Genomic DNA, 13440 nt, shown 5'->3' on the forward strand with positions numbered 1-13440 from the left:
GAGCTAGAGCTCTTCTTCAAACAAACTTATTATATCATGTTTTGCTTAAGAAAAAAGGATTGGACGGCGATTTCCAAAACTTTCTTCCTTCTAATAGTCTACAGTGGGTAGACCTTGTGAAATTCTTCTAAAACAACCTTACTGTCAGGTGTAAAAGTCAATCCTGCTTGACCCAAACAGTCTGTGAAAAAGTCCTCATGAACCTGGCGCCAATAGACTAGGGATTTGTCACCTTCACCTTCCTTAAAGGCATGTTGAGCAGAAACTTTATTGAAGGGCTGGACAGAAACCTTTGTAATTTCGACAATACAGACAGCCTGATTTTGACTATCTAAAATGACATCAAAAGTTCCTTCTTGAGGAAGAGACTCGGCTTCTAGTGCGTAGAGATCGTAGGCTGAAGCTGTTGCTGTTTTTTCGCCTTTTAAAACCAAATCCGCTAAAAGGTCTGGTTCCACTCCAAAAGCCCAGGCATCTATCTCGTCTCCGATAGAAGGATTGATTTGCTTATAGGCATTCCACATTTCTTGCGGTGTCATGGGTGCTCCTTTGTAATTTTTTACTTTCTTCTTTTATGTGTTTAAGATGATCTGGATGGTCAATCTCTAAATTAAAAATCTCTGGAATAGAACTATAGTGGATAATGCACTTGATACCCAACTGATTCATTTTTTGTATGAAAGAATCATTCATATAACCTGCTACAGCAAAGTCAATCTTTTTCATCCTTGCTTTATCCTGCATATCTCTTAGCATATCTAACATAATTGGACTTTCCATATCATGCCATTGACTGTTTCTCACAGTGGCAAAAATAAAAGAAGTCAAATCATTCATTCCAACTACCATCTTTGAAATACCCGTTTCCAGTATGCTGTCTAAGTCAAAATACGCTGACGGTAATTCAATCATCGTGCCAACTTTCCCAGTAAAACCATGCTGACGCAATACTCTAATAGCTTGCTTTAACTGCTCAGCATCATTGACAAAAGGAAAGATAACAGATAGATTGGGATTGTTTTGATAAACTTCTGTAACGACATGTGCTTCAGCCTGAAATTCATCCGGACACGCCAGCAAACGCCTAGTTCCTCTATATCCAAATAAGGGATGATTTTCATCAAAATACTCTTTAGTCCCCTTTAGACAATTAGCTTCTGTATTCGTTAATTCAGAAAAACGATACCAAACTTCCTTACCTGAGTACAGGGAGCAAATAGTATCAAGATAATCTTTCACAAATTCCTGGCAACTTGCTAATATGATGTTTTGATTAAGCTCTCTCAACAAATATTCCCCACGAATCATGCCAACATGATGAAATAGTTGTGGGTAAACTTTTTCAAGAATTTTTTCTCCACTAAGGGCAAGTTGGTTTCTCATCATTCACCTTCCAATTCATGTAAGAAGTCTTGTCCAGCTCTGGAAATCCTAATAATTCAGACTTAACCTTCAAGACTAATGGCGATGCACTCTCTTCTGTGGTTTTTGATTTCCGTCCAATCACTACTACTTCAAAGACCAACCACCATCTATTGTCAGAATTTGTCCCTGCATGGCAGATGCCTTTCCACTGGCCAAAAAGATACTAACTTCTGCCACTTCCTCTGGTTCAATCCAGCGCTTGATTGGTGTTTCACTAGCTACCCAGTCTGCTAGGCCACCTGGCTCAAAATCCGCAGCGGTCATAGCTGTCTTGACAGCACCTGGAGCGATACCAAAGACCTGAATTCCAGCTTCAGCATAGTCTAAAGCCAATTGCTTGGTGAAACCTGCCAAAGCATGCTTAGATGAAGTATAGGCGTGACCACCTCCACCTGCTAGACTAGAAGCTATAGAGCACATGTTGATGATGATTCCCTTTTTATTTTCCAACATTTGTGTCAAATAATAGCGAGTCAACTCAACAGGAGTCATATAATTAATTTCAAAAATTTCTTGAATTTCCTGCGCTGTCTGTTCCAAAAGTGGTTTGTAATCATCCAAAACTCCAGCAGTATTGCACAAAACATCCACCTGAGAACACCAGTCAAAAATAGGCTCTAAGTCCAAGGTCAAATCTCTCTGTAAAAAGTGGAAATCACCCTGTAGGAATGGATTTTCTCCTTGGTCCACTCCGTATACTTGATAGTCATTCTCTAAAAAGAGTCGAGCCTGAGCTAGTCCGATACCTGAACTAACTCCTGTAATGAGTACACGTTTAGTCATGCACTTCTACCCAATCCGTCGCCAAAACATCACAAGGTGTCGGGCTCCACATGGAAAAACCTTCTCCTTCTCCAGACACGTTGATTAGAAAGTAGGGCGTCACTTCAAGTGCAACCCCGTTTTGTTCAATCATATCAAAGAGTTGGACATAGTTTTCAGCACCTCCCCAGCCAGTACGAACATATTTTTTCTTAGCCTTTAATCCAGGCAGCATTTCTTCAAATGTCATGGTTTTCTCCTTTAATTTCTAACATTCTTTCCTTCATTATAACAAAAAAACCGCTTTGCAACGGCTTTTTGACAATGATTTATTCTATTATTCCATCATTTACATGATTACCAAGTTAATCCAGCTGCTTTAATTTCTTTCTTAGAAGCATACTTGCCATTTGGTTTATGCCATCTTCCTCTGGAATCTTTGAAATAACCACCTGAATTTGCTGATTGCGTGTTTGATTCCTGACTCTCTTCCTTTTCTTGTTCTGCTTGACGAGCCTTTTCTTCCTCTTCTTTCGCCTTCTTCTCGGCTTCTGCTTTTTCCTCCGCCTCTTTCTTAGCCTTTTCCTCAGCTTCCTTCTTGGCTTTTTCTTTTTCTTCTTTTACCTTTGCATCTTCAACTAGGTTTTTAGCAGTACCATCCAAATAGTTAATTTCTGCATTAGCCGAAACATTGTCTAAAACGACATGCGTCACAGAGTACTTATCAACCTTTTCTTTACTAGTTTCCAATTTAATTTCCAAGAGTTTACCATTTTCATCAATGCCTACATATTGCAACTCAATTTGTCTTGGAATCAGCTCATCTTTCTGATAAATTGGCGTAACCTTATAATCAAGATAGTAGTTAGGATGATTAGCGAGCCATGAATCTAATCGATTTTCATAATAAAGCATACTACTCTGGTTGTGTTCATCAGTCCCAGAATAATTTCCAGCATTGAGCCAGTTAGTCATAGGAACTAAATTTCTCTTTTCATCATTCAGACCACTAAATTGGTAGCCAATCAAATGACCTCTACTCATCAACCAAGCTTCTTCCCGGCCATCCCCATAAAAGAATTTATAATTGTGCCAGCCGACTGGATCATAGGTCAACTTTGTTTCTCTCTTATCAGTCGGTTCATCACTATCCTTGAGCTGAATATGAGCCCTCGTCGCACGATTTTTAGAATCCAATTCTCCTAGCTCAAGTTGTTTCTCGTTTTTAAACGGCAATAGACCAGCTTCTTTAAACAACTTTTCATCAAACTTGGCTTGTTTTTGTTCCACTTTTACTTCTGGAACTTTTGCTTCTTCCCTATGACCAGAACAAGCCACCAAAGTAAAGACTGATAAAAAGGCTAGACTCGCATAAACCAACTTCTTCATATTTAACATCCTTTAGCATTTTTATTCCATTTTACTATAATATATCAAAACAATCAATCGTATCATATATCATTATTGTTAAAAACCGCTTTACACGGCTTTTTGAATGTGATTTATTACATCTGCTTCTACTTACGGCAAATTATTCCCTGCAGCAAGATAAATTTCATACCATTCTTTTCTTGTTAAGCTAAAGTTTGTCGCTTGGCTAACTTCTCTCAAGTGCTTAGGATTTGTGGTACCTACCACTGCTTGCATTTTGGCTGGGTAGCGTAACACCCAAGCGATAGCAATAGCTGATGGATTCACACTGTATTTTAATGCTAATCGATTTAGGACTTGGTTTAGTTGTTGGAACTTCTCATTTCCAACAAAATTCCCTTTAAAATAGCCAAATTGTAAGACAGACCATGCTTGAATGACCACATCGTGTAATTTACAATATTCAAAAATGCTGCCATCTCGAATAGCTGCTTGACTATCTTCCATATTAACATGAAAACCTGATTCGAATCCTGGAGTAAAAGCCGCACTCAATTGTAGCTGATTAACAGCTAACGGCTGCTTAACATCTTTTTTAAGCAACTCCATCATCATAGGATTTTGATTAGAAACTCCAAAATTTCGAACCTTACCTTGTTTATAAAGGAGATCAAAGGCTTCTGCTACTTGGTCAGATTCCATCAAAGCATCTGGTCGATGAAGAAGCAAGCTATCTAGATGATCAATCTTCAATCTTTGCAAAATACCGTCTACTGATTTTATAATATAGTCCTTAGAAAAATCAAAATAGGTAAATTCTTCAATGCGAATTCCACATTTTGACTGAATCCACATCTTTTCTCTTAAATCTGGACGATTTTTTAGGACAAGACCTAACAGTTCTTCACAACGACCACGACCATATATATCAGCCAAGTCGAAAGCATTGATTCCAACAGAAAGTGCTGTCTCTACAAGCTCTTCAACTTCTTTTACAGACTTATCTTCTATTCTCATCATTCCCAGAACAATTTCTGATAATTCTTTGTCATCTTGACCAAATGTAATGTATTTCATGGCAACTTCCTCCGTCTTCATTCATTATAAAGGAGAATAACACTTTTATCAACTACCACCTTACAAAAGAAAAGAACCAGTTCAAACTGGTCCTTTTAAATATTACCCAATCACACTTCCATTTGGTACAGCTGGATCAACTGTAAGAAGAGTTAATTGTCCATCATGTTCAGCTGAGAGGATCATCCCTTGGCTGACATATTTTTTCATCATTTTGCGTGGTTTGAGATTGGCAACGATTTGAACTTTCTTACCGACCAATTCTTGTTCATTTGGATAGTATTTGGCAATTCCTGAAAGGATTTGACGATCCTCACCATCACCAGCATCCAAGCGGAATTGGAGCAACTTATCTGAACCTTCTACTTTAGAAACTTCTTTGACTTCTGCGACACGGATTTCAACCTTGTCAAAGTCTTCAAATTTGATTTCTTCTTTGTTGAGTTTGAGTTCAACTTCGTCTGGATTCAATTCTTTTTCAACGGCTGGCTTATTGCCTTCCATTTGTTCCTTGATATAGGCGATTTCTTCTTCCATATCGAGACGTGGGAAGATTGGTGTCCCTTTGGCAACTACAGTCACATCTACTGGGAAGTCAGCCAAACTCAAGTTCTCAAGACTTGCTACTTCTTCCAAACCAAGTTGTGTCAAGACTGCACTACTGGTTTCCATCATAAATGGCTCAATCATGTGAGCTACGACACGAAGGCTAGCTGCCAAGTGACTCATGACACTTGCCAATTGATCGCGGAGTGCTTCATCCTTTGCCAAGACCCATGGAGCTGTCTCATCGATGTATTTGTTGGTACGAGAGATAAGGGTCCAGACTGCTTCAAGTGCACGTGGGTAGTCAACTGCTTCCATGTAGGTGTGGTAGTCAGCGATTGATTGTTCTGCAACCTCAGCAAGAGCATGGTCAAACTCTGTTACACCCTCTACATAGGTTGGAATTTGTCCATCAAAGTACTTGTTAATCATAGAAACCGTACGATTGAGGAGGTTTCCTAGATCATTGGCCAATTCGTAGTTGATACGGCCAACGTAGTCTTCAGGAGTAAAGGTTCCGTCTGAACCAACTGGAAGGCTACGCATGAGGTAGTAACGAAGTGGATCTAGTCCATAACGCTCTACCAACATTTCAGGGTAAACGACATTCCCTTTAGACTTAGACATTTTGCCGTCTTTCATGACAAACCAACCGTGAGCAATCAAACGATCTGGCAATTTGATATCCAACATCATAAGAAGGATTGGCCAGTAAATCGAGTGGAAGCGAAGGATATCTTTTCCTACCATATGGAAGACTGTTCCATTCCAGAACTTGTCAAAGTTGCCATGTTCATCTTGACCGTATCCAAGAGCTGTCGCATAGTTAAGAAGGGCATCAATCCAAACGTAGACAACGTGTTTTGGATTAGATGGCACTGGCACACCCCATGTAAAGGTTGTACGAGAAACTGCCAAATCCTCTAAACCAGGCTCAATGAAGTTGCGAAGCATTTCATTCAGACGACCATCTGGAGTGATAAATTCAGGATGAGCTTTGAAAAATTCGACCAAACGATCTTGGTATTTGCTGAGGCGAAGGAAGTACGATTCTTCAGATACCCATTCAACCTCGTGACCTGATGGAGCAATACCACCAGTTACATTTCCAGCTTCGTCACGGAAAACTTCTGCAAGCTGGCTTTCTGTAAAGAATTCCTCATCTGAAACTGAATACCAACCAGAGTATTCACCCAAGTAAATATCATCTTTAGCAAGCAAGCGTTCAAAGACTTGTGCGACAACTTTTTCATGGTAGTCATCCGTTGTACGGATAAATTTATCGTATGAAATATCTAGTAATTGCCAGAGTTCTTTGACTCCAACTGCCATCCCGTCAACATAGGCTTGAGGTGTGATGCCAGCTTCTTCCGCTTTTTGTTGGATTTTCTGACCATGCTCATCAAGACCTGTCAGATAAAAGACATCGTAGCCCATCAGGCGTTTGTAACGTGCTAGGACATCACAGGCGATGGTTGTGTAGGCAGATCCGATATGAAGTTTACCAGATGGATAGTAAATCGGCGTTGTAATATAAAAATTCTTTTCAGACATAATTTTTCCTTTCCAGGCAAATGAAACCTGTTTTTCTAACACTTCATTATATCACATTTTTAATAATTTTCGATAGGGAAATCCATACAAAAACAAGATAGACGAGTGTCCATCTTGTTGATCTTATTCATAACGAAGAGCTTCAATTGGATCAAGTTTCGATGCCTTGTTGGCTGGCAAGACACCAAAAATCATACCCACACTAGCCGAAACTGCAAGACTAAATAGGGCAACTGGAATTGATACTCCTACTTCTATACCTGCAATCAATCCTTGCAAGAGTAAACCAGCTATAGCGGTTAAGCCTGTCGCAATGGTTAAACCAATGACTCCACCTAGCAAGGTCAAAATCATAGATTCAATCAAGAACTGGATTAAAATATTAGCACGCGTTGCTCCCAAAGCCTTACGGAGACCAATCTCACGCGTACGCTCCGTCACCGAAACCAGCATGATGTTCATAACACCAGTCCCACCAACAAAGAGGGAAATTCCCGCAATGGCACTAATAATCGTAGTTATAAAGCCGAACAGTTGTTGTACTTCTTGGAAGGCTGCAGTCGCATCTGCCACCTGATACTCCCCTTGCTGAAGACCAGCAATCTCGGTCAATTTTCTAGCTAATTCTGGTCCCACCGTCGGTGTCAAACTGGTATCATTGACACGGAAGACAATATCAGAAATTTCATCCATATTGAAGTTATTGGCAAGAGAAATATTAGTCGTAATTGGAAGTCCACCAATACCAAAAGTCTTGGCAGTCTTGGCCTCATCGCTGGTATAGACACCAATGACACGATAGCTAAAGCCACCAACATCTATAACCTGGTTAACAGCTTCTTGAGCAGATCCAAACAGGCTATTAGCAAGTTCTTGGTCTAGCAAAATGACACTGGCCACATCTTTATAATCCTGAGCTATGAAACTGCGGCCTGCAACAATTTCATTTTCAACAGCCTTCATGTAAGTAATATTTCCACCTGTCAAGCTAGCGCGTTCCACTTTTTTGTCTTTATAAGACAGGGTGGTATTGGTCGAGTTGGTTACATAGTAACTATCTACACCTTTAACTTTAGCAGCCTCCTTGACCCAGGATTCTTGTGGTTTTGGTGGTTCCACAGGAACATCCTCTTCTTTCCCAGAAACTGTCAATGCTGATTGTTTTTGGGTAAAAGAACCGTCTTTACTTTTAATAGGTGAGAAAAAGACATGGATATTCTTCTGTGACTTGGTCATGTTTTTATTAACCTGACGAGACATGGAATCCCCCAAAGCCATAATCACAACAACTGATGAAACACCAATAATAATCCCTATCATAGTGAGAAAAGAGCGCATCTTGTGGGCCATGATAGATGAAAAGGCAAATTTCAGATTCTGCATCTTAGTTTTCCTCCTTTTCTAACTGTGCACTATCAGACGAAATGACCCCATCTCGAATGACAATCTGGCGTTTGGCATAAGCTGCGATTTCAGGCTCATGCGTTACCATGATAATGGTTTTTCCTTCATTATTCAGTTCAACTAATAATTGCATGATTTGGTTACCTGTTTTAGTATCCAAGGCTCCTGTCGGTTCGTCAGCAAGAATAATAGAAGGATTGTTTACCAAGGCACGCGCAATAGCTACACGTTGCTTTTGACCACCAGATAATTCTGAAGGTAAATGGTGACTACGTTCTGTCAATTCAACCTTATCTAGATATTCCTCAGCTAACTTGCGACGTTTTGAAGCCGAAACTCCCGCGTAAATCAAGGGCAATTCTACGTTTTGCAGAGCGTTAAGTTTAGATAGAAGAAAAAACTGCTGAAAGACAAAACCGATTTGTTGATTGCGGACCTTGGCTAGTTGTTTTTCACCAAGTCCAGCTACTTCTTGGCCTTCAAGATAATATTCTCCACTGGTTGGTGTATCCAACATACCAATCGTATTCATGAGAGTAGACTTACCCGAACCAGATGGTCCCATGATGGCAACAAATTCACCCTCATTCACTTCTAGGTTGATATTTTTGAGAACCTGCAGTTCTTGGTCACCGTTACGGTAGCTTCTGCAGATATTTTTTAGACTAATTAGTTGCTTCATCAGCCTTCACCTCTTTTCCTTCCTCTAGAGAAGACGTTGGGTTACTGATGACCTTGACTCCATTTGTCAGACCTGAAGTGATTTCTTGGTTGTCTGCATCAGCATTGCCCAAACCAACTTCCACTTTCTTGGCCTTTTTCTGCTCGTCAAGCACCCAGACATAGTTCTTATCATTTTCAGTCACAACACTTGTTAGAGGAACCAAAATGGCTTTACTCTTATTCTTAACCTCAACACTTACTGAGAATCCTTGTTTCAAATCACCGATTTCACTTGTAACATCGATGGTATATGGATATTTAGAACCAGAATTACCACCTGTTGCGGCAGTAGCTGCACTTGCTGCTTCACCACTAGTTTTAGGATAGTCAGAGATATAGCTAATCTTACCTGTCCAGCTCTTATCTTGGTAAACTTTAGAAGTAAAGGTTACTTCTTGTCCTACAGAGAGGTTGGCAAGGTTATATTCAGATAGTTCACCCTTAACTTGCAAGTTTTCATTACTTACGACATGAACGACTACTTGACTAGCTCCTGTTGGAGATTTAGAAACATTGTGGTTGACTTCAACCACAGTTCCCTCCAGGGTACTGAGAACCGTCATGGCATCCAACTGACTTTGAGCCTTACTTAATTGCGCTTCTGCATCTGCACGAGCATCACGGGCATCACCTAGTTGTGCATCAATAGATGAAACTGCATTTCCTGAGACTGGAGCTGGAGTTTGCCCTGCAGCTCCTTCGCCTCCTGCTGGTGCTGGTAACTGTGGAGCCGGAGCTGAAGCGGCTTCATTTCGTGCTTGATTGAGTTCATTGATATGACGATCTGCCTTAGCTACTGCTCGGCTAGCTGAATCATAGGCCGCCTGGGCTTCTGAACTACTGTACTTGACTAAAGCCTGTCCTTCGCTGACCTTATCACCCACAGAAACAAGGATTTCATCTAAATCTCCCTTACTAGCATCAAAATAAACATATTGTTCATTTTTTGCTGTTACTGTCCCTGACAATAAAACAGAGGATGCCACGCTTCCTTCCTTGGCAACAACAAGATGAGTAGGCTCATCTTTTACAGCGGTCTGAGATGGTTGTCTAAAGAGCAAAATCCCCCCAGCACCTAATACAACTACACTTGCAGCACCGATTGCTGCATACAATTGCCACTTTTTAGCTTTACCATTCTTCTTCATAATGAAACTCCTTTTTGATTTAAAGTTCTTAACAATATTATATAAAAATTAGCAAATATAAACAATAACCGTTCAGAACGAAATAATGACATTTCAGGATTTGATTATTATTCGGAATCTATTTTTTACCACCATTGTACTAGTTATATAATACACTTTATTTTTCTTTTTTGCAAGCCTTTTCTTTAATTTTTTTGAACGTAGCAGATTTTTGCAATCAAATCAAAAAAAAGATAGAATATGACTATCAAAAAATGACACTCTACTATTTAAAAGAGTATAAAGGAGTTTTCAATGAGAGAATATGATATCATTGCTATCGGTGGAGGTAGTGGAGGAATTGCTACCATGAACCGTGCTGGTGAACACGGAGCTAAAGCAGCCGTTATCGAGGAAAAGAAACTAGGCGGAACCTGCGTCAACGTCGGTTGTGTTCCTAAAAAAATCATGTGGTACGGGGCACAAATCGCTGAGACTTTCCATCAATTTGGAGAAGACTACGGCTTTAAGACTACTGATCTTAACTTTGACTTTGCAACACTACGTCGTAATCGTGAAGCCTACATTGATCGCGCTCGTTCTTCTTATGATGGCAGTTTTAAACGCAACGGTGTAGACTTGATTGAAGGACATGCTGAATTTGTAGATTCTCATACTGTCAGCGTAAATGGTGAACTCATTCGTGCTAAACATATCGTGATTGCTACTGGTGCCCATCCAAGTATTCCTAATATTCCTGGTGCAGAACTAGGTGGCTCTTCTGATGATGTATTTGCTTGGGAAGAATTGCCAGAGTCAGTTGCCATTCTAGGTGCTGGTTATATTGCCGTTGAATTGGCTGGAGTACTCCACACTTTTGGTGTCAAGACAGACCTCTTTGTTCGTCGCGATCGTCCTTTACGTGGTTTTGATTCTTACATCGTTGAAGGTTTGGTAAAGGAAATGGAAAGAACAAACTTGCCACTTCATACTCACAAAGTCCCTGCCAAGTTAGAAAAAACTGCTGAGGGCATTACCATTCATTTCGAAGATGGTACTAGTCACACAGCTAGCCAAGTTATCTGGGCTACAGGTCGCCGTCCAAACGTTAAGAGCTTGCAACTTGAAAAAGCTGGAGTAACTCTGAATGAACGTGGCTTTATCCAAGTGGATAAATACCAAAATACTGTTGTTGAAGGAATCTACGCTCTAGGTGATGTAACAGGTGAAAAAGAACTAACTCCAGTTGCTATCAAAGCTGGACGTACTTTGTCTGAACGTCTCTTTAACGGAAAAACAACTGCAAAAATGGACTACTCAACTATTCCAACTGTTGTCTTTTCACACCCTGCTATCGGAACTGTTGGCTTGACAGAAGAGCAAGCTATTAAAGAATACGGTCAAGACCAAATCAAGGTTTACAAATCAAGCTTTACGTCTATGTACTCTGCTTGCACTTGCAACCGTCAAGAAACTCGTTTCAAATTGATCACAGCTGGTTCAGAAGAAAAAGTTGTCGGACTTCATGGAATTGGATACGGTGTTGATGAAATGATTCAAGGATTTGCTGTTGCTATCAAAATGGGAGCAACCAAGGCAGACTTTGATGCAACTGTGGCGATTCACCCAACTGCATCCGAAGAATTTGTAACTATGCGTTAATCGAAACAAAAGAAGCTGATACAAATGTGTCTGCTTCTTTTTTGATAATTTTCGAATCAACAAAACAATTATCCAACTTAATTAGTCAGCAAATCGGCCGTTACAGTTTTTGTTACCTTGTATTAAAAAATTGGTTGACAATAATTACTCTACGAGTATAATAGTTACTATACATCAGAAAAGAGGTTAACTATTTTGAAAAAAGCTCACGTTTATGCTATCCCTGCTATTGGGGCTGCTCTCATTGCTGTTTTGGCACAAATCAGTCTTCCAATTGGACCCGTCCCCTTCACTCTTCAAAACTTTGCAATCGGCTTGATTGCTACTGTCTTCAGACCGAGAGAGGCTGTACTTTCTGTTGGACTCTATCTTCTTCTAGGTGCTATCGGTCTTCCTGTCTTTGCAGGAGGTGGAGCTGGTTTTCAGGCTTTAGTTGGCCCCACTGCAGGCTATCTTTGGTTTTATCTCATTTACTCTGGACTTACTTCCTCTCTAACCAACAGCAAGAGTGGGATTGTCAATATTTTTCTTGCAAACCTCTTGGGTGATGCCCTTGTCTTTGTCGGCGGGATTCTTAGCTTGCATTTCCTAGCTGGAATGCCATTTGAAAAAGCTCTTGTTGTGGGGGTATTTCCCTTTATCATTCCAGACCTTGGTAAAATTATTGCTATTAGTATTATTAGCCGTCCACTACTTCAACGCCTTAAAAATCAGGCTTACTTTGCTAACTAAAAAAGGATATCGAGTTGTCATGACTCAGTATCCTTTTCTTTCATTTTGAAAACTTAGTTGCCTTTAAAGGCATCCACCATTGTTTGAAATTCTTCATTTGAGAGAGTAATTCCCTTGCCCATTTTAGTATGGTCTGGACTCCAAGCACGAATATCAAACTTTGCAGGAGCACCATTAAAGCTCACACGGTTGATTTCCTTGGTCCAACCTTTTTCGTTTTCAGAAAGAGTCAACAAGTGCTCTTCGATTTCAAATGTAAATTCTGCCATTTTCTTCTCCTTTTTTAGCTTTCATTTGATTATTCGTAAAATCTTGTAGATTTTAGGAAAATTTTATATAATATTGATATAAAAGAAGGGAGGCCACTATGAGACATAAATTCCAGCAAGTTCTAGATAAAATACATGACTTTTTAAATGGACATGACCAACCTGACCAGACTGAAAGCAACTCCCTTACAGCCACTATTGAAGAGGCTATCCAGAAACAAACCGCTGTTCACCTTATCTTGTCTGAGACAAGCTTTACAGGTGACATCATCAAATACGATCAGCAACGCCAGCAAATTATCGTGAAAAATTTTGCTAAAAATGTAAGTCGTATTATCCGCATAAGCGATATTCAACGCCTACGATTTGTCCCTTCAACTGTCCAAACAGCCCAAAAAAATAGATTTAAGAAAGAGTGAGATGTAGTTGCTTCATCCCACTCTTTTTTCTTAGCGAATTTGTTCAAAATGTAAATGAACTGCGATATGATCTCCATAACCACTTCTTTCCAAGTCACGTTGTAGACGATAGGAAATGTAGTGTTCTGCAATGGTAATGTAACCTGCACCCAATAAACGATGTTCAACCAAAGACTGAATCATGCTGATGGTAGCACGTTCCACCTTGGCTTCTTCCAAATCCAAAACCACTTTCTTAGTGACTTGTGCAAGGTTTTGACGCAAATCATCTGTCAATACATAGACAGTCTGGGCTGCCTTTAAGATAGCTTGGTAAATCTTATCTGGATTAAATTCAGCAATTTCTCCATCACGTTTGATTACTTGCAT

At 39.9% G+C, this 13440-nt stretch carries 15 protein-coding genes; 3 read left to right on the top strand and 12 right to left on the bottom strand.

Features of this window, described 5'->3' with window-relative positions:
- Nucleotides 1-98: 98 nt before the first annotated feature.
- The 10 genes from JQ843_RS07805 to JQ843_RS07850 all read right to left on the bottom strand — a co-directional run bounded on the left by JQ843_RS07805 (nt 99) and on the right by JQ843_RS07850 (nt 10013).
- Nucleotides 99-539, bottom strand: a complete 441-nt coding sequence (locus tag JQ843_RS07805) for an ASCH domain-containing protein (RefSeq protein ID WP_203213336.1) — start codon at nt 537-539, stop codon at nt 99-101.
- Nucleotides 508-1383, bottom strand: a complete 876-nt coding sequence (locus JQ843_RS07810) for a putative PEP-binding protein (RefSeq protein WP_203213337.1) — start codon at nt 1381-1383, stop codon at nt 508-510. Before JQ843_RS07810 ends, JQ843_RS07805 begins: the two co-directional genes overlap by 32 nt.
- Nucleotides 1384-1509: 126 nt before the next feature.
- The gene (locus JQ843_RS07815; protein WP_203213338.1) at nt 1510-2208 is read right to left on the bottom strand and encodes a 3-oxoacyl-ACP reductase; all 699 of its coding nucleotides are present in this window, start codon (nt 2206-2208) and stop codon (nt 1510-1512) included.
- Nucleotides 2201-2437: a DUF2829 domain-containing protein gene (locus JQ843_RS07820; protein WP_203213339.1), complete on the bottom strand. Its 237-nt coding sequence runs from the start codon at nt 2435-2437 to the stop codon at nt 2201-2203. The genes JQ843_RS07815 and JQ843_RS07820 overlap by 8 nt, the downstream gene beginning before the upstream one ends.
- 107 nt (nt 2438-2544) lie before the next feature.
- On the bottom strand, nt 2545-3576 hold the full coding sequence (locus JQ843_RS07825; RefSeq protein WP_203213340.1) for a DNA/RNA non-specific endonuclease: 1032 nt from the start codon (nt 3574-3576) through the stop codon (nt 2545-2547).
- 132 nt (nt 3577-3708) lie between these two features.
- Nucleotides 3709-4635 carry an aldo/keto reductase gene (locus JQ843_RS07830; RefSeq protein WP_203213341.1) on the bottom strand — a complete coding sequence of 309 codons (927 nt, stop codon included), beginning with the start codon at nt 4633-4635 and terminating at the stop codon, nt 3709-3711.
- 102 nt (nt 4636-4737) lie between these two features.
- Complete coding sequence (metG, locus tag JQ843_RS07835) at nt 4738-6735, bottom strand: methionine--tRNA ligase (RefSeq protein ID WP_203213342.1); 1998 nt, start codon at nt 6733-6735, stop codon at nt 4738-4740.
- A gap of 123 nt (nt 6736-6858) precedes the next feature.
- Nucleotides 6859-8118: an ABC transporter permease gene (locus tag JQ843_RS07840; protein WP_125447778.1), complete on the bottom strand. Its 1260-nt coding sequence runs from the start codon at nt 8116-8118 to the stop codon at nt 6859-6861.
- 1 nt (nt 8119) lies between these two features.
- Nucleotides 8120-8821 carry an ABC transporter ATP-binding protein gene (locus JQ843_RS07845; RefSeq protein ID WP_000811472.1) on the bottom strand — a complete coding sequence of 234 codons (702 nt, stop codon included), beginning with the start codon at nt 8819-8821 and terminating at the stop codon, nt 8120-8122.
- Nucleotides 8805-10013, bottom strand: coding sequence for an efflux RND transporter periplasmic adaptor subunit (locus JQ843_RS07850; protein ID WP_031236889.1), 1209 nt, complete (start codon nt 10011-10013; stop codon nt 8805-8807). The genes JQ843_RS07845 and JQ843_RS07850 overlap by 17 nt, the downstream gene beginning before the upstream one ends.
- A 291-nt stretch (nt 10014-10304) precedes the next feature.
- Between JQ843_RS07850 and gor the strand changes: the two genes are divergently transcribed.
- Both gor and JQ843_RS07860 read left to right on the top strand, forming a co-directional pair.
- Nucleotides 10305-11651 carry a glutathione-disulfide reductase gene (gor, locus tag JQ843_RS07855; protein ID WP_049502148.1) on the top strand — a complete coding sequence of 449 codons (1347 nt, stop codon included), beginning with the start codon at nt 10305-10307 and terminating at the stop codon, nt 11649-11651.
- 195 nt (nt 11652-11846) lie between these two features.
- Nucleotides 11847-12383 carry a biotin transporter BioY gene (locus JQ843_RS07860; RefSeq protein ID WP_203213343.1) on the top strand — a complete coding sequence of 179 codons (537 nt, stop codon included), beginning with the start codon at nt 11847-11849 and terminating at the stop codon, nt 12381-12383.
- Between the two features lie 53 nt (nt 12384-12436).
- On the opposite strand, the gene JQ843_RS07865 is transcribed toward JQ843_RS07860, so the two are convergent.
- Complete coding sequence (locus JQ843_RS07865) at nt 12437-12652, bottom strand: YdbC family protein (RefSeq protein ID WP_000807422.1); 216 nt, start codon at nt 12650-12652, stop codon at nt 12437-12439.
- 98 nt (nt 12653-12750) lie between these two features.
- On the opposite strand from JQ843_RS07865, the gene JQ843_RS07870 reads away from it, so the two are divergent.
- Nucleotides 12751-13071 (top strand): hypothetical protein, encoded by a 321-nt coding sequence (locus tag JQ843_RS07870; protein ID WP_045606140.1) that lies wholly within the window; start codon nt 12751-12753, stop codon nt 13069-13071.
- 30 nt (nt 13072-13101) lie between these two features.
- Here the strand turns inward: JQ843_RS07870 and JQ843_RS07875 are convergent, their stop codons facing one another.
- Nucleotides 13102-13440, bottom strand: coding sequence for an ATP cone domain-containing protein (locus JQ843_RS07875; protein WP_001196038.1), 339 nt, complete (start codon nt 13438-13440; stop codon nt 13102-13104).

This window comes from Streptococcus mitis (assembly GCF_905187495.1).
In the GTDB taxonomy this organism is placed as follows: domain Bacteria; phylum Bacillota; class Bacilli; order Lactobacillales; family Streptococcaceae; genus Streptococcus; species Streptococcus mitis_CU.

Excerpts from the sequence above, each read along its gene's own strand:
- JQ843_RS07870 (WP_045606140.1), top strand. The coding sequence starts at position 12,751 with ATGAGACATAAATTCCAGCAAGTTCTAGATAAAATACATGACTTTTTA.
- JQ843_RS07810 (WP_203213337.1), bottom strand. The coding sequence starts at position 1,383 with ATGAGAAACCAACTTGCCCTTAGTGGAGAAAAAATTCTTGAAAAAGTT.
- JQ843_RS07825 (WP_203213340.1), bottom strand. The coding sequence starts at position 3,576 with ATGAAGAAGTTGGTTTATGCGAGTCTAGCCTTTTTATCAGTCTTTACT.
- JQ843_RS07815 (WP_203213338.1), bottom strand. The coding sequence starts at position 2,208 with ATGACTAAACGTGTACTCATTACAGGAGTTAGTTCAGGTATCGGACTA.
- JQ843_RS07830 (WP_203213341.1), bottom strand. The coding sequence starts at position 4,635 with ATGAAATACATTACATTTGGTCAAGATGACAAAGAATTATCAGAAATT.
- JQ843_RS07865 (WP_000807422.1), bottom strand. The coding sequence starts at position 12,652 with ATGGCAGAATTTACATTTGAAATCGAAGAGCACTTGTTGACTCTTTCT.
- JQ843_RS07840 (WP_125447778.1), bottom strand. The coding sequence starts at position 8,118 with ATGCAGAATCTGAAATTTGCCTTTTCATCTATCATGGCCCACAAGATG.
- metG (WP_203213342.1), bottom strand. The coding sequence starts at position 6,735 with ATGTCTGAAAAGAATTTTTATATTACAACGCCGATTTACTATCCATCT.
- JQ843_RS07875 (WP_001196038.1), bottom strand. The coding sequence starts at position 13,440 with ATGCAAGTAATCAAACGTGATGGAGAAATTGCTGAATTTAATCCAGAT.
- gor (WP_049502148.1), top strand. The coding sequence starts at position 10,305 with ATGAGAGAATATGATATCATTGCTATCGGTGGAGGTAGTGGAGGAATT.
- JQ843_RS07805 (WP_203213336.1), bottom strand. The coding sequence starts at position 539 with ATGACACCGCAAGAAATGTGGAATGCCTATAAGCAAATCAATCCTTCT.
- JQ843_RS07820 (WP_203213339.1), bottom strand. The coding sequence starts at position 2,437 with ATGACATTTGAAGAAATGCTGCCTGGATTAAAGGCTAAGAAAAAATAT.
- JQ843_RS07845 (WP_000811472.1), bottom strand. The coding sequence starts at position 8,821 with ATGAAGCAACTAATTAGTCTAAAAAATATCTGCAGAAGCTACCGTAAC.